A 14,552-nucleotide genomic window follows, 5' to 3' on the forward strand; every position below is an offset into this window, starting at 1 on the left:
GTTGAGCGGGAAGGGCTGCCGTTCAGCTCGTGCGCTGGGCCTTGAAGCGGGTGACCCGGCCTCCGGTGACCCGGAGACGCTGCGTGACGTCGTTCGCGATGCCCGGCAGGATGCTCTCGGCCGTTGCGGAGGCGGCGGCGATGGTTTCGCCTCGGGCAGTGCCCGAGCGCCGACCGTTGTCGACCGTGATCTCCCACTTCCAGGTGCTACTCATCTCGGTCCTCTCGGCTAGCTGGTTGGATGTCTGGCGGGCTTACCAACCCGCAGGTGCGGGACCTACGGGAAGGGCTGCCGTCAGGCAGCGGGGTGGTCAGCTGACGTCGGGCGTGATGTTGATGCTCTGGATCGTGTACTTGGCCTTGGGCTGCTCGGCCATGCAGAAGCGGAGGAAGTTGGCGGCGAGGCTCTTGTCGGTCTCCTTCTTCACGGCGCGGATCGGCATCGGCCCGAACGTGACAGTCGCCGTGTCGCCGCTGTACTGGAACCTCTCCGGCCTGTACATCTGGCGGGCGACCTTGGCGGGCATCGTGGCGGTGACGGAGATCTTGTAGTTGCCGGGCTGGTAGGTGGTCATGCTGGTCCTTTCGTTTGGTTGTTGGTGTGCTGGACTCCGACGGGCAGATCAGGTTGTCGTCAGGCGCCGGAGCCACGCCGCCACTTGGGCAGGTTCTTCTCGGCGGCGATGACCTTGCTGTTGTCAGGGCTTGCCGCTGCCGGGGAGGCGGCGTTCGCACTCCTCCATCAGCTCGGAGGGGCTGATCCCGGCACCGAGGGCAGCCAGGACGGTGTCGCCGTTCTCCTCCTGCGCCCGCTTGTGCTCGGGCGAGTCCTCGCCGTAGACCTGTTCGGCGGTGTACACCGCGTTGGCTGCACGGACGGCCGCATCCTTCACCTGGCTACGAGTCGGCATAGTGATCTCCTGCATTCGAAACGGATGGTTGATGTTCTTCGCTCAAGTGGGGCTGCTACCGGAGGCCGAGACGCTTCTCCAGCTCGACCTTCCCTGCCTGCAACTCGGCGGTGGTGAACTGGTCGGCGCACTGCCGGACGGCCTGCGCGACCTGCTCCGGGCTGGCGTTCTTCAGGTTCACGGACGCCGAAGCGGTGATGATGCGGGCGACCTCACGGCCAGAACGCATGCGGGCTCCTCTCGCTAGACGAAGTGGTGGGGGTGGCGCTGATCCTCAAAGCGCTGCCGGACTGTCCGGCCACCGCACCCCACGCCCAGACCGGCACGTGGAGCACGGGGGCGGGACGGTCAGCGCAGGCCGAGCCGCTTCTCCATCTCGACCATCCCGGCCTCCAGCTCCAGGCGGGTGAATCGCGAAGCCAGGCTTTGGACGGCCTTCTTGATCTGCTGTTCCGGGGAGCGAGTGAGGTCGCCTGCAACCACGGTGGCAGTGAGCATGTCGGCCACCTGGGCGGCCGTATACGTGGGACGAGACATGAGAGTCCTCTCGAATGAATGAGTTGATTAAGGGGACCGTGCTTGCCGGGCCGCGGAGGTCAGGCGTCGGGCCCGTGCTTGCTGTGGTCGACGGCGAGGTTGCGGAGCCGCTCCAGTTCGGCATCGCTGCTGCCGACGGCCTGGATCGAGACACCGCAGCCCTTGACCGGGCAGGCGTAGATGGTGGTCCGGTGGCTCTCGCTGAGCCGCCGGATGAAGTACATGCAGGCGAGGCAGGCGGCCATACCGAAGGCGTAGAAGACGAGGAGCACGGAGAAGCCCTTCCTGGGCGGGTGAGGTGGGGAGTCGTGCCCGCGGGGCCGCGGGGGATCGGAATCCCGCGGGCACGACGACCAGGGGGTCAGATAGGGCCGCGGTAGCCGGTCTCGTGGACCCACGGGAACGGCGGCAGCGCACGGGCCAGGTTGTAGACCTCGATCGCAGCCCCGTCATGCCCGGCCAGCGGATAGACGCGCGGCCGGATCAGCGACGCGTACAGGCGGGCACCGTGGTGGATACAGGCCGACACGCCCGTGCCCTGCTGATCCACCACCCGAACCACCTGCCCGCCATCACACGGTGTCGGATCCTCGACGTGAGCAGCCGGGCAACGGTCCGCTGTCATCAGCCGGTCTCCGGCTGCTCGCTGTACTCGGCGGCCGTCTCGAACGCGGCACGAGCAGCCTCCCGATACAGAGGCAGGCTCCCGTTCGACGGGTTCGACGGATCCGAAGCGATCTGCACGATCCGCGCCGTCAAACCCTCGCCACGCGCCTGCTCTTCGGCGGCCAGCGCCGGCGCCTTACCGAAGCGGGCCATCACGCCACCTGCTCGCGGGGCACGATGCGGAACACGTCCCGGCGGGCGTTGTACACGACCTCGACGTCCTCGCCCCGGGCCCGCAGCCCGTCGGCGATCGCGTCCAGCATCGGCAGGTTCCGGGAGTCACCCGCGGGCAACTCACGCACCATTTCGGCGGCAGTCATCACGCCACCTCCGGCCCGTAGCGGCGGGCGAACTCGGCCGTCACCATCAACAGCCCGCGCACCTCATCGAAGGTCCGGCCGTGCCTCTCCGCCCACGCATCGGCACAGGCGTAGGAGGTCCCAGACTGGGCGCACAGCACCAGCTCCATGCAGTCGAGCGCCTTACGCCGACTGTCACGGTCCATGTCGCCGAGCGCCTGTCCCAGCGTCAGGCCCGGCTCCGTCTTGGCCACCAGCTCCTGGCCGGAGTCCTTCACCGCCCACGACACCAGCCGAACCAGATAACGCAGCAGCGAACCGGTCGACGCCGACTCGTCCGGCTCCTCCGGAGCCTCCTTCTCCTCGCCGACCCACTCGTAGGAGGTCTGCGCCCGGTCCCGACGCCACCCCTCCGTCTCCAGGCGCTCACGGGCCGCATCCAGAACCTGGGCGACCTCCTCACCCGTGAACAGCGTTCCCGACAGGCCGAACCAGAACCTCGTCGGAGAAGTGCTGAAGCGGGCTTCCTCGGCGAGCAGCTCACCCGCCGCCTCCAGAACCTCAGCGCGCTCCAGCGCAGGCTTCACGGCGACAGCCGACACGACGGTGGTCATCACGCCACCTCCGCCAGGTCACCGACACCGGCCGCGTCCAGCTCGGCCACCAGCGACGGCTCACCCGGGCGGGCCGCATCCATGTCCGCCGCCGCCAGATAGGCGGTAGCCATCGCGTCGATGTCGCCCTGGTCGCGGGCCGTCACGTAGGCAGTGACGATGTCGGCGCCGGCCCGGTCCTCGCTGTCGAGGTCGGCGACCAGTGTGACCGCACGCAGCTTCTTGATCTTCAGTGAGTCGGACGCCGCATCGGCGTCGAACAGACGGGTAAACGGCGGGGGCGGGGTCAGAGTCGTACTACGATTCACGGTGATCTCCAGTTGCTCAGCAGGCTTCAGGTGGTCAGGCCCCGGTCCATACGGCGTTGGCGCGCCGGGCCGGGGTTTCGTGCGTTTCAGGCGGCGTCGGTTACGGGGGTCGCACCGAGGACGGTGTCCGTCGAATTCAGGACGGACTCGGGGATCCGGAGGGCGCCGGTCGCACCATCCCCGGGCTTGTAGGGCTGGCCATTCCTGTACGCAGGGAGAAAGCCCTGGTGGATCCAGCGGTAGACGGTCGCTGGGTGCACTCGGAAGTGCGCCGCGACGTCTCGAACTCGCAGCATTACGCCTCCGATCGAGTGCTTCGCATCTGTCGACAACCTTAAAGGCTTGCCGAATAAGGTAGCAAGCCTCGCGGCGCACTTTTGGCCAGGGAGCCACCGATAGGCGTAAGCATCAAGGGCTTAAGGTTGGGAGGTCAGGAGAGGCATCGCCAGCAGGAGAGGAGGCGCAAGAGATGGCTGATATGCAGCGGCAATCCGACTCGCTCGCCTACATCACGCCACGCAGCGACGGGCAAGCAGACACCTGGAGCGAGGAGGCGCGGCACCGAGGAGGGCAGCGGCTGACCGATGTCGCAGAGGTCATCCCTTCGAACGAGGTGGCAAGCGCGCTGCGCCTCTCTCCAGGCGAGAAGGCGGCTGTGCGGCGTCGCGCGATTCTCCTCGACGGCGACGTCATTGAGCTGGCGGACTCGTACTACCCGCTGTCGATCGCCCGGGGAACCGCCCTCGCCGAAAAGCGGAAGATCAAGGGCGGGGCACCCACGCTACTCGCCAAGCTGGGATTCCAGCCGCACCACGTAACCGAGGACCTTGAGTTCCGGGTCGCCGACGAGCTCGAGCGAGCGGCACTCGCCCTGCCAGAGGGCGCCAGTGTCCTCACCCTGCTACGCATCACATCCGCCGAAGACGGGAGCCCCCACGAAGTGCAGTTCATGGTCATGAAGGCGCCTCGCCGCCTCCACTACGAAATCGAGGTCGACTGACATGCCCGAGCCGCACGAGGACAAGCGCCCCCTCGCCGAGCGGATCGCCGCCGAGATCAGAAAACTGATCATGTCTGGAGAGTGGGAGCCAGGCAAGAAAGTCCCCACGAACGAAAAGCTCAGGGAACAATTCGAGACGTCGAACGTCACCATCCAGCGCGCACTAAAGATCTTGAAGGATGAGAAGTTCCTCCAAGGCCAGACGGGTGTCGGCGTCTTCGTTCGAGGCGAACGCGCGCAGACGATCCAGCCCGCCCACTACATCGCACCCTCAGAGCCAGACCAGGCGTACCGGTGGCTCACCGAGGCCACGAAGAGGCAGCAGCGCGGGAAGTACCGCATGCTCGAAGTCGGCGAGGTTGTTCCGCCAATCGAAGTTGCGCGCGCCCTTCGCCTCGAAGAGGCCAGCACCGCGATGCTGCGCTCCCGTATCGGCTTCCTTGATGACCAGCCGGCCGAGCTGGTGCACTCGTACTACCCGATCGAACTGGCACGGGGAACCCGCCTGGCGGATCGTCGCCTCATTCCCGGCGGCTCTCCCGCCCTACTCCAGGAGATGGGCTACCCGACGCGCTCGCAGGATGACGCGGTAGCCGCCCGCCCCGCGACGACCGAGGAGTACGAAGCCCTTGAGATCCCTCGCGACGTGCCAGTCCTGGAGATCTTTCGCATCGTCTACAGCGACGACGAGAAGCCCATCGAGGTATCGGTCCTGACCAAGCCCGCCCACCGCTTCAAGATGGGCTATCACATCGAGCTCTGACGCTCCGCCAGCACGCGCCCCCGGCCCGAGAGTCGGGGGCCTTTGTGCATCCAGACAGCGGGCTTGATACAAATGCGAATAAGCCTTACGGTCGTCTCGTGAGCGTGGCGGAAGCACCACGCACCGTAAGGAGGCGCATGTCCGAATCGCCCGAGCGCATCACGCCCTACCGCCTCTACGACCCCGACGGCGATCTGTTGTACAGCTGAAGCTCAGCAGCCGTCGCCGCCGATGCATTGGGCCAGCCCGATAAACACGTTAAACACCTCAGAGCCCGACTGGTCTAGCACGACACTCGGCGGCTGCACCAGCCTGGTCAAGAGCACGGCGGCCGGGTGCTACCAACACCCGGCCGCCGCAAGAACCAGCGAGTTCGTACCTCGCTGATCAGTGATCCGTCTCCCCAAAGAAGGAGTCCTCGTGACTGTACTACCCCCTACCCTGGCCCAGCAGCCCGCTGCGACGTCGGTCACCCCGCCGCCGGTCTCCCCCCGCCTCGTCGCCGCTGTGGTGCGTGGCCAGCGGATCGCCATCCCTTGCTTTGACTGGTGTGTGCGTGACCATTCGAAGGAGGATCTGGCGTTCTTGGAGGATCTTTCCCACGAGGGTGAGGAGATCGCTCTTGCCGCGCCCGAGTTCGGCGGGGTCACCGAGGTGCTGGTCGCCTCGATCCGGCAGTGGCCGTTCGTGAACGACGAGGACCGGGGCCTGCCCTACCTGGGGCTGGATGCGACGGGTGAGGGCGAGGCCGAGAACCTGCAGAAGGGTGCCGCACTGGCGTTCGCCGACCAGCTCGTCGCGCACGCCGCTCGCATCCGGCAGCTCGCCGAGAACATGCCCGACTAGCGTTCGTGGCGCACGTGGGTCAAGATGCGGCCCACGCGCGCAGGGGACTGGGGCCTCGAGTCCAGTGAACGTACAGGGGGCAGCCACACCTGATGTCACCCGGCCGGGTGGCCGCCCGCCCGGCCGGTTCTTCATAGACTGTTCCGTCTCCACCGCCAAGGAGGACCATCCGTATGCGCCCGATGCGTTTCGAGGAGTTCGCTGTTGAGCTCGCGACCAAGGACCCGGCCGCGGGCAAGGCAAGGAAGATCAAGGAGGCTGGGGAGTCGAAGTACCCCTACGGCTTGTCGGTCGTCTTGCAGGGCCGTGAGGCCCGCTTCCAGTTCATCGCCCAGTCGGCTGCGGGCGACCGTTTCGATCAGCCTGAGACCCCAGTGGAGGGCGAGCCTGGGCCGTTGGATGAGCGGCGCGCTGACGGGCCGGAGGGGTGGCTGGCTGGGCTGCTGGCAGCGAGCGGCAGCCGGGAGATCGCGGGTATTGAGCAGTGGTCGCTGCGGGAGGATCCGAATGATCGCCGGAATGGGTTGACGGTGGAGTTTTTCAGCGGCGCGAAGATTTACGCACGCGCCCTCTGACACGCCTCCTGTACGCCCCGTGCCTGGGTGCATTCTGCGGGTAGCCGATCCGAGGGAGGCGCCCGTGAGGTTCGATCCCGGCGTGCTCGCCGCCAACTGCCCCGTCTGCGGATGCTCAACCAGCGCACAGAGTGGCGAGCCGACGCCAATGCACCAGCCGAACGGCGACCAGAGCAAGGGCACGTGTTCCGGCTCCGGTCAAACCGCCCGATAGCTCAGGTCGAGGCCCTCACCCGCTTGGGTGGGGGCCTCGCTGTTTCCGCCATCCTGTCCGGTTCCTGCTCTTTCCGCCTGGGGCTGTTGCGGCCAATCTGTACCCCTATTGTCTGACCAGAGGGGGATCCGGGATGGGGCAGGCGTGCCCGAAGTGCCAGCGGTCGGATCAGGTGTTGAACCTGGCCGAGTTTTGGAGATCGCTTTCGCAGGATGCGGAGCTGAAAGTGTCGCTGGCGCAGCCGGCCCCGTATGAGATCCGCTGGGTGGTGCCGGTTGTGCTGGGGGTTGTGGCTGTCTTGTGTCTGACGGCTGGCTCGGCCGCGAGCATTCTGCTGGGCGTGGTGCTGCTGTTGGTCACAGCCGGGACCGTGGTATGGATTTGGCGGGAGTCCGCTGTCCGGGCGGCTAGCCGCGGCGCCTGGTCGACGCTGCTGTATTGCAGGCGCTGCCCTAACCAGTTCCCGCCGGACAAGGCCCTGGCCGCATAAGCGGCACGACGCCCCCAGCCATCATGGTTGGGGGCGTTCGCGTTTGGCTGGTTCAGTTGCTTGCCCCGACTGGGGGCCGGTCGTCGATGACGATGCGGGTGAGCGGTAGGCCCGGTTGATTGGACTCTGCCGTCTCGTCTCGGCGGGTCGGCTCGGTGGCGGCTGGCTTGGCTTTGGCGAGGGCTTCGCCGATGCGCTGGTAGAAGACGCGGGCGAGAGCTTGTACGCCTGGCGGGGTCGCTGCCTCATGCTGGAGCGCCCAGAGGGCTTCGAGGGCGGCGGTGAGGGTGGGCCCGGATGTGTGGACGGAGATGCGGCCGTCGGCTTGTTCTGTGGTCTTGCCGGGGAGCCGGAAGAGGTCTCCGTTGACGGCGTGTTTGACGAGGAAGTTCCACATGTCTCGGTGGCAGGTGATCTCGGCGGAGCTGATGCTGGCCGCCTGGGTGAGGTGCTCGCGATACTTCTGCTCGTTCGACTCGCCGTTGCGGGTTGTCGCGTCGAGGGTTTCTGCGGGCGCGGCCGGCGGGGACTGGGCAGCATGGCGGGCTTCTGCAAGGTCTGCTCGCCAGCCTTCGATGGTGGCCCGGAGGTCGGCGATTTCGCGGAGGAGCCGGTCGTCGGCTGCGGCACCGGTGGTGGTGACGCTGGCGCGGAGGTGTTCGATGTCGGTGTGGAGTGTTTGGATCTCGGTGTGAAGGTTGTCGACTTTGCGGCTGATGGCGCCTGCGGATTCGCTGGTGCGCTGGGCGGCGCCGCCGATCTGGTCGATGGTGGTCTTGATGTCGGCGAGCCCTTGCTTGATCGCGTTGGTCAGGGTGGTTTGTAACCCTTCGACACTGGTCTTCAGTTTGTCGACGGCTTGCTGAACAGCGCCAATTCCGAACATACTTTCCCCCCTTGCCGGTTGCGGCATTTGCCGGTGGAAGGCTCCCCACGGGGGCAGGGTGCGACGCGACAGGATCCGGCCGATGTGGGCGAGGCGAGTGGGGCTCCGCGGCGCAGCAAAAAGCCCCCGACTGCGAGGGGTCGGGGGCTTCAGATTTCGTTCACCCGAGGTGCTTGAGATCAAGAATGCGCACTCGCTGTACGGGGTGCTTGAAGACGAGGAGCAGTGCCCGGGTGTGGTTGAGGATGAGGAGGCGCTTGATGTCGCCGTCGCCCGCGTGGGGCGTGGTGCGCGCGTAGGGGTCCTCGCATACGGCGAGGATGGCGTGGTCGAATTCGACCCTGGCATCGTCGGGGAGGGAGTCCCAGACTGCCTCTACGCCAGGCGGGTAACGGAGCGAGTACACGCCGTACAGGTTGCCAGGTCAGGCTGCTCCGCGTGCACCGATTCGGTCAACCAGGTCCCGAATCCGCTGATCTCCGTCAATCCACTCACCGGGGGGCTCTTCGCCATCAGCCTCACAGGTGATGATCTCGTCTGCTTGTTCGAGGGATGCGATCGTGTCCTGGGCGATTCGCTGCCACTTCGCAAACGTGTTCAACAGCTCGTGGGCCGGCGTCCGATAGATCTCGGCTAGGAATCGTCGGGCCAGGTCCGGATCCCCCAGGGCTGCGCTGATACTTTCGATCGTCCAGGGCGCGTCGCTCATACGGGACTCCGGGCTGCTGATATCTGTCGTGACGGCATCCACGGTAGCGAGTGATATCGCGTTGTCACAGGATCCTCATCCACGAAACCCCCACAAATCCTTGTGCGGGTTGCTACTCGACTTCGAATCGAGCAGCTCACGCCGTAATCACTACGTCTCACAACCGGACAGCAGTGCGCCCCGCGACCGGAATGGGTGCGACCGGGCCGCGGGGCACAGTGTCACGTGCAGGTCTGCGCTGTCTGAGCCTCCTGCTCTGGGAGGTCAATCGAAGGTGACGCTCATGGCGTCCGGTCCGGGCCTAATCTTGCCGTCCTGTTCGCGTGCCCAGTCGTGTAGCGGGTCGCGGCGCCAGCAGACGAGTTGGCCGGTGGGTCGCTGGTACCAGGTGTCGGGCAGTTCGGCCTGGTCGCCGAGGGCAAAGTCGAGGGCTTCGGCTTCGGTGTCGAAGTGCGGCTGGCCGCCGTCGTGGTCGCGGGTGTTGCCGCAGTCGTGGATGTCGCAGACGGCGATGACGCAGGTGATACGGCGGAAGGCCATCAGGATTCCCTGCCAGCGGGCTGCTCGAATGCCTTCACGATCCGGAGTAGCAGCCCCTCGGCTTCTATGAGCTGCCCGAGGATCTGCGGGGCGGCGGTCGCGTTGATGGGCCCGATGGCGGCAACGTAGGCGCGAGCTTCCTTGATGAGCGCCGTTTGCTCGGCGGCGGGGCTGTTCATTCGGGCTCCTCTGCGGGTTGGTGGTGCGGTTGGCGGTGGTGGGCGACAGTGCGGTGAGAGGCTGTCAGGCAGCGTTGGGGAGGATGACCTGCCCGGGTGCGGCGGGCGCATCGTTGCTCTCGACTTCTTCGACACCGTCAGGGCTGGCCACGATGACCAAAGCGTCCGTGGAGTCGCCGTAGGGGCGCTGCGCATTGATCGCCTGCTGCACCTCTGCATGGGTGCGGAAGTTGCGGAGCATGTACTCGCCAGAGGTCGTGTTGAAGAAGGCTGCCTGGTAGATCGGCTCGTAGATGCCCTCTAGCCAGTTGTCGCCGGCGGTGAACTCCGGGCGGCGCTCGACCCAGAAGGCGTGGGCCTTCTCGTATCTGGGCCGGTCGTACAGTTCGTTGAATCCGTGCTGCTCGACCATCTCTCGCCAGGACTGCCGTACTTCGTCGTAGGCGCGGCGGGAGAGATCGTAGCCGCTGCTGGGGTCGATGTCGTCTATGGCGACGCCGTTGGCGATGCAGAGGGCTATGCGGGCGTCTGCCATTGCCCCATGACGGTCGGCCTCAGCGACCGGGTCGCTGGTGATTACGCGGGCGTAGTGGAACAGGACGCCGCGGCAGGGGTGGCGGGCCACGGTGAGACTCTCCCTCAGGAGTCGCCGAAGGTGGCGCGCAGTTCGGTGTGTCGATCTGCGATGGCGGTCATGGCATCCTCTTCGCCGAGCCGGCCGCTGGTCCAGTTGGCCCAGATGGCCATGACGTCGGCGGTGAACTGGCGGTAGGCGTCGAGGTCGGACAGCATCATGTCGGCGATCTCACGGGCTGCTGCTGTCGGGACGGGGGTGCCGTACCGGGTGGTGCAGCCCTTGATCTTCTTGATGAGGTCGGCGTTGTCCATGCGTCTTCCTTCCTTTCCGTGAAAGCGTTGCTGTCAGTCGTCGAGCCCGAGTTCCCGGCGGAGCCTGCGGAGGGCGTGCTGCCGGGTCTGCTCGCGGTTCTCCCGCCGAGCCCGCTGCACGACGTGCGGCGGGTCGGGGCGCAGGTCGAGTTCGTCCAGGGCTTCGGCCAGTTCAAGGCTGAGCGGGTTCTTGGTGTTCTGCACGGCGATCTCCCCTGTGGTGCGGCGGGTTGGGGTGGGGCCCGGCCACGAAGGGCCGGGCGGAGCGGGTCAGACGAGGGGCCGGTGGGGATCCTTGGCGGCGATGCGCGCCATGTCCTCGTAGGTGGCCGCGACACCAAGGACCGTGCGGTTCATCTCGTCGTGGACGAGCCACCCGTCAACGCCGTCGGCGGGTGCCGCATACACGGGCGAAACCCACGGCCGCCAGGCGTCGGACATGGCCAGCTCGGCGGCCGTGTGGCGCGGAAAAGCGCCGAAGACGTTCCAGGCCGAGTTCCTCGGGTCCAAGCCGATGCGGATCACCTCGTACTTGCGGCCGTCGATGGTGAACGTGGCCACGGTCTCGTTGTCGGCCATGTCGGTCTCCCCTGTGCTGCGGTTGGCGGTGGCGAGTGAGGGCCCGCCCCGAAGGCCGGGCGGCGTGGGGTTCAGATGTCGATTTCGCGCTCACTACGGAGGTCGGCGTTGTACTGGCCGAGATCGGCCTGCATTCCGGCCCACACGGCGAGGTACATCTCGGCGGCCACAACACGGGTGAGTGTCATGCGCTGCACGATCGGGTTACTCGCGGCCTCGCACTTCTCGACGGCCTCGGCACGGATACTCTGGAACTTTCCCGTGATCCATGTCGGGGAGCAGCCGTCACGCCGCCACTCGGCGAGCATGCTGCGGACGAACGGCAGGCCGACCTTGATGATCTGGTTGGCGTTACGACGGTCGATGACGCCCTCGCGGACCTTACGGTTGAGGAGGTCGCGGGCGGCCCGCTCGCTGTGGTCCACCTTCGGCTTCGCGTTCGGCATCTGCGGTCTCCCCTGTGGTGTGGTTGGCGATGCGATATCGATCATTGGTAGCGATACCTTGCATCGCTCCCGACTCCTCAAAGCTACTCCTGAGGGGATGGCAGCGCAACCCAGTTGCGGTACCTTGTTGTCATGACAGCCGACGAGATCCCCGAGCAGCCGACCCTCGAAGACCTCGAGGCCGCTGGTGCGCGCCGCAAGCGGGACGAGGAGCGCCTCAAGAAGTCCAGCGAACGCCTCAAGGAGTTCGTCCTCACCGCCCTCCGCGACGGGGAGCACCGCCCCACCGATGTCGCGAAGGCGTCCGGCTGGACACCCGCCTACGTGCGGAAGATGGCCCGCGAGAACGGCATCGAGCCCGACGAGCGCTACCGAGACCGCGCCGAACGCCTACGCCGCGCCGCTCAGCCCGACGCCTGACCCCTGTGCCGCACACCCCTCCCCCGGTGTGCGGCACACGTGCGTCGGGGGTCACCCGAACCCGTGGTGGGCGCAGGCGCACAACCGCCCGGTGTACTTGTTGTTGATCCTGCACCGGTCGTGCATTCGCCGGGCCCACTCCCCCAGCCCCGCCTGCCGCTCCGGATGCTCGGCCACCGCCTGCTCGAGAAGCTGCGCTGTTTCGCAGGCGGTGGACAGGTACGGCGGCGGATCGATCAACGCCAGGATCTCGTCCGGCAGCTGCTCCTCCGTCGAGCCGGGAGGCGGCGGGAGGAACGCGGCATCGCCCTGCGGCAGGGTGCCGTCCCGCTGGTAGTCGATCGCCGCCTCGAGCCCCCAGAACGCATTGACCGTGTGGGCGATGTCGATCCGGTGCGCGGCGGCCATGCCCTCGTTGACCCAACGCGCCTCCTCGCCACGGCACAGCGGGGCGTTGCGCTCGGCCTTGGCCCGCTCGGCCTCCAGGCGGGCCAGCAGGGTGCGGTACTGGGACTGTGTGTCGGTCATCGTTCGGTCTCCTGGTCGAGAATCTGGCGGGCGACAGCGAGCGCATGCGGGTCAGGGCCGACCTGCCCGGCGTCCTCGACAGCACTGTCGAGCCAGGCGGCGAGGGCGAAGCCGACGGTCGGGTCCATGGCGGCGATGTACTCGCCGTGGCGGGCGGCCAGGTGCGGGCGCAGGCCGCGCCCGTGGGGGCCGCTGGATCCGCCGCGGAGAATCCTCGCGCCGGGGCCGGTGGGGTTGGCGGCGTAGAGGTAGCCGGAGTCGTGCCTGCCGTGCTCCGTGAAGTACCAGCGGGCGGTCGGTCGACCGGTCTCGTCGGTGGAGGCGGCGGTGGCGAGGGCGCGTAGCAGTTCGGCGGCGGCGCGGATCTGGTCGGTGGGGTTGGTGCCGGTCATTGGCTCTCCTGGGTCTGGTAGCTGTCGATGTCGGGTGTGGTGTCGATGGCCCGTCCGCGGCGGCGTGCGGACGGGATGGGGCGGGCAGGAGCATGGCGGCGAGGAGCTCGGGCGGGAGGGTGAGCTGCACCGGGGCCGCTGTGCGGCTGTCTGTGGCCCGTTGGGCGGGTGGCTGGTCCCGGGTGCCATCCGACGGCTGTGGGCCGCTCTGAGGCCCGCTGTGGCCGCGCGACGGGGTGTCGGTGGCGGAGGTGTCGCCAACGCGGGCAGCTGAGCGGGCGTCTGACGGCCTCTCGCCGGTCCAGACGACCCGAGGTCCGGAATCCCCCTCCGAGGCGCTCAGGCGGGCGCACAGCGGCGCTCCCGGGGTATCGGCGTCCATCACGCCGCCTCCCGCTGCTCGGCCGCGGGGATCAGCCCGTGCCGCCGGGCCACCCGCACCGCCTCGGCCCGCCGCTCATCCCGCGGCAGCCACAACACATCCAGCGCCCGGTACGCCTCGCTCAGCCGAGACGCGACCTGGGTGCGGGTCGTGCCCAACCGGGTAGCGACCGCCGACAGCGGCACGCCATCGGCGGCAGCTGCCAGCACCAGGGCCTGACGCGGGGAAAGGTGCGGGGCGGTCACGACGCCTCCCGCTCGCCGTGCTGGGCGAGCTGCGCCTCGAACTCGGCCACGGCCCGGCGGTCGATGTCGCTGACCCACGCCTGGATCACAGCCGCGCACTGGATCAACTCGGTGCGCAGCGCGTGCGGGTCCGTCTCGGCAAGCGCCTTGTAGACCTCCTCCAGCAGGATCAGCGCCCACGGCGAGCCGTTCTCGCGGTACTTGGCGGCTTGCTGGCAGATGTCGCGGGCCTCGTCAGCCATCGCGACGTAGTACTCGGCGCCGGTGCCATCGGGGTGCTGCTGGTCGCCCCGCTTCGCCAACTGGCGCTGGCGTTCGGCGTCGATGGCTTCGGCGAACTGCTTGAGGCCGGGGATGGTGAACAGGGTCGGGTACATCAGGGTTCTCCGTCCGTCATTCAGCGTGCGAGGGGTGTGGTGGTGGCGTTCATGCGGCGGTGTCCTCGGTGCGCGCCTGCCACAGCGGGCAGTGGGTGATCGGCCGCTCGAGGGGTTCCGGCCCGTCGTCGGCAGTCACCCGCCCTCCCCCGTCTGCTGCGCCTCGTCGGCCAGACGGCGGAGTTCGGCCTCGTAGTTGTCTGCGCGATGCTCCTGGCCCCTGGCTGCGGCCTGCATCTCCTTGCGCCAGGCTCGTTCACGTGCGAGTTCCGTGTCCGCGACGGCCATGGCGGCTGCACCAAAGCGCCAGTAGCCCTCTTCGTAGAGTTCGACGCCCACGTCGGCCTGCCGCAGTGCCGCCGCGTACCGCTCGCGGCGTGCCTCGTCCACCGGCTCGCGGAGGTCGGTGTCGGCGGGCGCGGCCAGCGGGCTGGGCGGGCTGGCCTGGTACTCGCCGTAGAGATCCCCGGCGTCGTCGACCCAGACCGCACTGTGGTCCGGAGTGGGGCGCTCGGCCATGGGGGTGATCCCGGACTCGACGGCGGCGCGCAGCCACATCGCGGCATCCGCCAGAAGCCGGTTCTGCTCGCGGCCGGTCAGGTCACGCCAGGGCTGGGGCGCAGCAGACTTCGGCTGGATGGATCCGTGGTACGCCTCGGCAAGCTGGACGATGCGGGGGTCGGTGGCGGGGGTGATCGGGTTGCGGTTCATGGTTCTCCTCGTGTGGTGTGATCAGTGGGTGGCCGCCCCGATAGCCCC

General features: G+C 67.6%; 33 protein-coding genes. 6 read left to right on the forward strand and 27 right to left on the reverse strand.

What is annotated here, in order from left to right; genetic code table 11:
• Nucleotides 1–22: 22 nt before the first annotated feature.
• The 12 genes from NQU54_RS22655 to NQU54_RS50145 all read right to left on the reverse strand — a co-directional run bounded on the left by NQU54_RS22655 (nucleotide 23) and on the right by NQU54_RS50145 (nucleotide 3,630).
• On the reverse strand, nucleotides 23–214 hold the full coding sequence (locus tag NQU54_RS22655; RefSeq protein ID WP_257632672.1) for a hypothetical protein: 192 nt from the start codon (nucleotides 212–214) through the stop codon (nucleotides 23–25).
• Between the two features lie 96 nt (nucleotides 215–310).
• Entirely contained in the window at nucleotides 311–574 is a 264-nt protein-coding gene (locus tag NQU54_RS22660; RefSeq protein ID WP_257632673.1) for a hypothetical protein, read from the reverse strand.
• Between the two features lie 123 nt (nucleotides 575–697).
• The gene (locus NQU54_RS22665) at nucleotides 698–910 is read right to left on the reverse strand and encodes a hypothetical protein (protein WP_257632674.1); all 213 of its coding nucleotides are present in this window, start codon (nucleotides 908–910) and stop codon (nucleotides 698–700) included.
• 55 nt (nucleotides 911–965) lie between these two features.
• Nucleotides 966–1,139: a hypothetical protein gene (locus tag NQU54_RS22670; RefSeq protein WP_257632675.1), complete on the reverse strand. Its 174-nt coding sequence runs from the start codon at nucleotides 1,137–1,139 to the stop codon at nucleotides 966–968.
• 119 nt (nucleotides 1,140–1,258) lie between these two features.
• Nucleotides 1,259–1,447, reverse strand: coding sequence for a hypothetical protein (locus NQU54_RS22675; protein ID WP_257632676.1), 189 nt, complete (start codon nucleotides 1,445–1,447; stop codon nucleotides 1,259–1,261).
• Between the two features lie 59 nt (nucleotides 1,448–1,506).
• Nucleotides 1,507–1,719 carry a hypothetical protein gene (locus NQU54_RS22680; protein ID WP_257632677.1) on the reverse strand — a complete coding sequence of 71 codons (213 nt, stop codon included), beginning with the start codon at nucleotides 1,717–1,719 and terminating at the stop codon, nucleotides 1,507–1,509.
• An 89-nt stretch (nucleotides 1,720–1,808) separates the two neighbouring features.
• Entirely contained in the window at nucleotides 1,809–2,000 is a 192-nt protein-coding gene (locus NQU54_RS22685) for a hypothetical protein (protein ID WP_257632678.1), read from the reverse strand.
• 71 nt (nucleotides 2,001–2,071) lie between these two features.
• Nucleotides 2,072–2,266 carry a hypothetical protein gene (locus tag NQU54_RS22690; RefSeq protein ID WP_257632679.1) on the reverse strand — a complete coding sequence of 65 codons (195 nt, stop codon included), beginning with the start codon at nucleotides 2,264–2,266 and terminating at the stop codon, nucleotides 2,072–2,074.
• Entirely contained in the window at nucleotides 2,266–2,433 is a 168-nt protein-coding gene (locus NQU54_RS22695; RefSeq protein WP_257632680.1) for a hypothetical protein, read from the reverse strand. Before NQU54_RS22695 ends, NQU54_RS22690 begins: the two co-directional genes overlap by 1 nt.
• Complete coding sequence (locus NQU54_RS22700) at nucleotides 2,433–3,026, reverse strand: DUF6197 family protein (RefSeq protein ID WP_257632681.1); 594 nt, start codon at nucleotides 3,024–3,026, stop codon at nucleotides 2,433–2,435. Before NQU54_RS22700 ends, NQU54_RS22695 begins: the two co-directional genes overlap by 1 nt.
• Entirely contained in the window at nucleotides 3,026–3,334 is a 309-nt protein-coding gene (locus NQU54_RS22705) for a hypothetical protein (protein WP_257632682.1), read from the reverse strand. Before NQU54_RS22705 ends, NQU54_RS22700 begins: the two co-directional genes overlap by 1 nt.
• A gap of 86 nt (nucleotides 3,335–3,420) precedes the next feature.
• Nucleotides 3,421–3,630, reverse strand: a complete 210-nt coding sequence (locus tag NQU54_RS50145; RefSeq protein ID WP_372505989.1) for a helix-turn-helix domain-containing protein — start codon at nucleotides 3,628–3,630, stop codon at nucleotides 3,421–3,423.
• Nucleotides 3,631–3,803: 173 nt separating this feature from the next.
• On the opposite strand from NQU54_RS50145, the gene NQU54_RS22710 reads away from it, so the two are divergent.
• The 5 genes from NQU54_RS22710 to NQU54_RS22730 all read left to right on the forward strand — a co-directional run bounded on the left by NQU54_RS22710 (nucleotide 3,804) and on the right by NQU54_RS22730 (nucleotide 7,222).
• Nucleotides 3,804–4,334 carry a UTRA domain-containing protein gene (locus NQU54_RS22710; RefSeq protein WP_257632683.1) on the forward strand — a complete coding sequence of 177 codons (531 nt, stop codon included), beginning with the start codon at nucleotides 3,804–3,806 and terminating at the stop codon, nucleotides 4,332–4,334.
• A 1-nt stretch (nucleotide 4,335) separates the two neighbouring features.
• Nucleotides 4,336–5,097: a GntR family transcriptional regulator gene (locus tag NQU54_RS22715; protein WP_257632684.1), complete on the forward strand. Its 762-nt coding sequence runs from the start codon at nucleotides 4,336–4,338 to the stop codon at nucleotides 5,095–5,097.
• A gap of 420 nt (nucleotides 5,098–5,517) precedes the next feature.
• The gene (locus tag NQU54_RS22720) at nucleotides 5,518–5,943 is read left to right on the forward strand and encodes a DUF6907 domain-containing protein (RefSeq protein ID WP_257632685.1); all 426 of its coding nucleotides are present in this window, start codon (nucleotides 5,518–5,520) and stop codon (nucleotides 5,941–5,943) included.
• Between the two features lie 173 nt (nucleotides 5,944–6,116).
• Complete coding sequence (locus NQU54_RS22725; protein WP_257632686.1) at nucleotides 6,117–6,518, forward strand: hypothetical protein; 402 nt, start codon at nucleotides 6,117–6,119, stop codon at nucleotides 6,516–6,518.
• A gap of 389 nt (nucleotides 6,519–6,907) precedes the next feature.
• Complete coding sequence (locus NQU54_RS22730; RefSeq protein ID WP_257632687.1) at nucleotides 6,908–7,222, forward strand: hypothetical protein; 315 nt, start codon at nucleotides 6,908–6,910, stop codon at nucleotides 7,220–7,222.
• 52 nt (nucleotides 7,223–7,274) lie between these two features.
• On the opposite strand, the gene NQU54_RS22735 is transcribed toward NQU54_RS22730, so the two are convergent.
• The 10 genes from NQU54_RS22735 to NQU54_RS22780 all read right to left on the reverse strand — a co-directional run bounded on the left by NQU54_RS22735 (nucleotide 7,275) and on the right by NQU54_RS22780 (nucleotide 11,449).
• Nucleotides 7,275–8,108 carry a hypothetical protein gene (locus NQU54_RS22735; protein WP_257632688.1) on the reverse strand — a complete coding sequence of 278 codons (834 nt, stop codon included), beginning with the start codon at nucleotides 8,106–8,108 and terminating at the stop codon, nucleotides 7,275–7,277.
• Between the two features lie 160 nt (nucleotides 8,109–8,268).
• A complete protein-coding gene (locus tag NQU54_RS22740; protein ID WP_257632689.1) occupies nucleotides 8,269–8,514 on the reverse strand; it encodes a hypothetical protein in 246 nt (81 codons plus the stop codon).
• Nucleotides 8,515–8,532: 18 nt separating this feature from the next.
• Nucleotides 8,533–8,817 (reverse strand): hypothetical protein, encoded by a 285-nt coding sequence (locus tag NQU54_RS22745; RefSeq protein ID WP_257632690.1) that lies wholly within the window; start codon nucleotides 8,815–8,817, stop codon nucleotides 8,533–8,535.
• A 264-nt stretch (nucleotides 8,818–9,081) separates the two neighbouring features.
• Complete coding sequence (locus tag NQU54_RS22750; protein ID WP_257632691.1) at nucleotides 9,082–9,357, reverse strand: hypothetical protein; 276 nt, start codon at nucleotides 9,355–9,357, stop codon at nucleotides 9,082–9,084.
• Nucleotides 9,357–9,536, reverse strand: a complete 180-nt coding sequence (locus NQU54_RS22755; protein ID WP_257632692.1) for a hypothetical protein — start codon at nucleotides 9,534–9,536, stop codon at nucleotides 9,357–9,359. The genes NQU54_RS22750 and NQU54_RS22755 overlap by 1 nt, the downstream gene beginning before the upstream one ends.
• 64 nt (nucleotides 9,537–9,600) lie before the next feature.
• Nucleotides 9,601–10,161, reverse strand: a complete 561-nt coding sequence (locus NQU54_RS22760) for a hypothetical protein (RefSeq protein ID WP_257632693.1) — start codon at nucleotides 10,159–10,161, stop codon at nucleotides 9,601–9,603.
• A 14-nt stretch (nucleotides 10,162–10,175) separates the two neighbouring features.
• Nucleotides 10,176–10,424: a hypothetical protein gene (locus NQU54_RS22765; protein ID WP_257632694.1), complete on the reverse strand. Its 249-nt coding sequence runs from the start codon at nucleotides 10,422–10,424 to the stop codon at nucleotides 10,176–10,178.
• Nucleotides 10,425–10,457: 33 nt separating this feature from the next.
• Nucleotides 10,458–10,628: a hypothetical protein gene (locus tag NQU54_RS22770; protein WP_257632695.1), complete on the reverse strand. Its 171-nt coding sequence runs from the start codon at nucleotides 10,626–10,628 to the stop codon at nucleotides 10,458–10,460.
• A gap of 66 nt (nucleotides 10,629–10,694) precedes the next feature.
• Nucleotides 10,695–11,003: a hypothetical protein gene (locus NQU54_RS22775; protein WP_257632696.1), complete on the reverse strand. Its 309-nt coding sequence runs from the start codon at nucleotides 11,001–11,003 to the stop codon at nucleotides 10,695–10,697.
• A gap of 71 nt (nucleotides 11,004–11,074) precedes the next feature.
• Nucleotides 11,075–11,449: a hypothetical protein gene (locus NQU54_RS22780; protein ID WP_257632697.1), complete on the reverse strand. Its 375-nt coding sequence runs from the start codon at nucleotides 11,447–11,449 to the stop codon at nucleotides 11,075–11,077.
• Nucleotides 11,450–11,581: 132 nt separating this feature from the next.
• On the opposite strand from NQU54_RS22780, the gene NQU54_RS22785 reads away from it, so the two are divergent.
• Nucleotides 11,582–11,869: a hypothetical protein gene (locus NQU54_RS22785; RefSeq protein ID WP_257632698.1), complete on the forward strand. Its 288-nt coding sequence runs from the start codon at nucleotides 11,582–11,584 to the stop codon at nucleotides 11,867–11,869.
• 51 nt (nucleotides 11,870–11,920) lie between these two features.
• Here the strand turns inward: NQU54_RS22785 and NQU54_RS22790 are convergent, their stop codons facing one another.
• From NQU54_RS22790 to NQU54_RS22810, 5 genes are all read right to left on the reverse strand, one after another.
• Entirely contained in the window at nucleotides 11,921–12,397 is a 477-nt protein-coding gene (locus tag NQU54_RS22790) for a hypothetical protein (protein WP_257632699.1), read from the reverse strand.
• Complete coding sequence (locus tag NQU54_RS22795; protein WP_257632700.1) at nucleotides 12,394–12,789, reverse strand: hypothetical protein; 396 nt, start codon at nucleotides 12,787–12,789, stop codon at nucleotides 12,394–12,396. Before NQU54_RS22795 ends, NQU54_RS22790 begins: the two co-directional genes overlap by 4 nt.
• Nucleotides 12,790–13,170: 381 nt before the next feature.
• Nucleotides 13,171–13,416, reverse strand: a complete 246-nt coding sequence (locus tag NQU54_RS22800) for a helix-turn-helix domain-containing protein (RefSeq protein WP_257632701.1) — start codon at nucleotides 13,414–13,416, stop codon at nucleotides 13,171–13,173.
• On the reverse strand, nucleotides 13,413–13,793 hold the full coding sequence (locus tag NQU54_RS22805) for a hypothetical protein (RefSeq protein WP_257632702.1): 381 nt from the start codon (nucleotides 13,791–13,793) through the stop codon (nucleotides 13,413–13,415). The genes NQU54_RS22800 and NQU54_RS22805 overlap by 4 nt, the downstream gene beginning before the upstream one ends.
• 135 nt (nucleotides 13,794–13,928) lie before the next feature.
• Entirely contained in the window at nucleotides 13,929–14,504 is a 576-nt protein-coding gene (locus NQU54_RS22810; RefSeq protein WP_257632703.1) for a hypothetical protein, read from the reverse strand.
• Nucleotides 14,505–14,552: the final 48 nt, after the last annotated feature.

Origin of the sequence: Streptomyces malaysiensis subsp. samsunensis (genome assembly GCF_024519315.1) — a bacterium.
In the GTDB taxonomy this organism is placed as follows: domain Bacteria; phylum Actinomycetota; class Actinomycetes; order Streptomycetales; family Streptomycetaceae; genus Streptomyces; species Streptomyces malaysiensis.

Bases quoted from the DNA above. Each gene is read 5' to 3' on its own strand.
- NQU54_RS22655 (WP_257632672.1), bottom strand. From the start codon at position 214: ATGAGTAGCACCTGGAAGTGGGAGATCACGGTCGACAACGGTCGGCGC.
- NQU54_RS22660 (WP_257632673.1), bottom strand. From the start codon at position 574: ATGACCACCTACCAGCCCGGCAACTACAAGATCTCCGTCACCGCCACG.
- NQU54_RS22665 (WP_257632674.1), bottom strand. From the start codon at position 910: ATGCCGACTCGTAGCCAGGTGAAGGATGCGGCCGTCCGTGCAGCCAAC.
- NQU54_RS22670 (WP_257632675.1), bottom strand. From the start codon at position 1,139: ATGCGTTCTGGCCGTGAGGTCGCCCGCATCATCACCGCTTCGGCGTCC.
- NQU54_RS22675 (WP_257632676.1), bottom strand. From the start codon at position 1,447: ATGTCTCGTCCCACGTATACGGCCGCCCAGGTGGCCGACATGCTCACT.
- NQU54_RS22690 (WP_257632679.1), bottom strand. From the start codon at position 2,266: ATGGCCCGCTTCGGTAAGGCGCCGGCGCTGGCCGCCGAAGAGCAGGCG.
- NQU54_RS22695 (WP_257632680.1), bottom strand. From the start codon at position 2,433: ATGACTGCCGCCGAAATGGTGCGTGAGTTGCCCGCGGGTGACTCCCGG.
- NQU54_RS22700 (WP_257632681.1), bottom strand. From the start codon at position 3,026: ATGACCACCGTCGTGTCGGCTGTCGCCGTGAAGCCTGCGCTGGAGCGC.
- NQU54_RS50145 (WP_372505989.1), bottom strand. From the start codon at position 3,630: ATGCTGCGAGTTCGAGACGTCGCGGCGCACTTCCGAGTGCACCCAGCG.
- NQU54_RS22710 (WP_257632683.1), top strand. From the start codon at position 3,804: ATGGCTGATATGCAGCGGCAATCCGACTCGCTCGCCTACATCACGCCA.
- NQU54_RS22715 (WP_257632684.1), top strand. From the start codon at position 4,336: ATGCCCGAGCCGCACGAGGACAAGCGCCCCCTCGCCGAGCGGATCGCC.
- NQU54_RS22725 (WP_257632686.1), top strand. From the start codon at position 6,117: ATGCGCCCGATGCGTTTCGAGGAGTTCGCTGTTGAGCTCGCGACCAAG.
- NQU54_RS22735 (WP_257632688.1), bottom strand. From the start codon at position 8,108: ATGTTCGGAATTGGCGCTGTTCAGCAAGCCGTCGACAAACTGAAGACC.
- NQU54_RS22745 (WP_257632690.1), bottom strand. From the start codon at position 8,817: ATGAGCGACGCGCCCTGGACGATCGAAAGTATCAGCGCAGCCCTGGGG.
- NQU54_RS22750 (WP_257632691.1), bottom strand. From the start codon at position 9,357: ATGGCCTTCCGCCGTATCACCTGCGTCATCGCCGTCTGCGACATCCAC.
- NQU54_RS22755 (WP_257632692.1), bottom strand. From the start codon at position 9,536: ATGAACAGCCCCGCCGCCGAGCAAACGGCGCTCATCAAGGAAGCTCGC.
- NQU54_RS22765 (WP_257632694.1), bottom strand. From the start codon at position 10,424: ATGGACAACGCCGACCTCATCAAGAAGATCAAGGGCTGCACCACCCGG.
- NQU54_RS22775 (WP_257632696.1), bottom strand. From the start codon at position 11,003: ATGGCCGACAACGAGACCGTGGCCACGTTCACCATCGACGGCCGCAAG.
- NQU54_RS22780 (WP_257632697.1), bottom strand. From the start codon at position 11,449: ATGCCGAACGCGAAGCCGAAGGTGGACCACAGCGAGCGGGCCGCCCGC.
- NQU54_RS22785 (WP_257632698.1), top strand. From the start codon at position 11,582: ATGACAGCCGACGAGATCCCCGAGCAGCCGACCCTCGAAGACCTCGAG.
- NQU54_RS22790 (WP_257632699.1), bottom strand. From the start codon at position 12,397: ATGACCGACACACAGTCCCAGTACCGCACCCTGCTGGCCCGCCTGGAG.
- NQU54_RS22795 (WP_257632700.1), bottom strand. From the start codon at position 12,789: ATGACCGGCACCAACCCCACCGACCAGATCCGCGCCGCCGCCGAACTG.
- NQU54_RS22805 (WP_257632702.1), bottom strand. From the start codon at position 13,793: ATGTACCCGACCCTGTTCACCATCCCCGGCCTCAAGCAGTTCGCCGAA.
- NQU54_RS22810 (WP_257632703.1), bottom strand. From the start codon at position 14,504: ATGAACCGCAACCCGATCACCCCCGCCACCGACCCCCGCATCGTCCAG.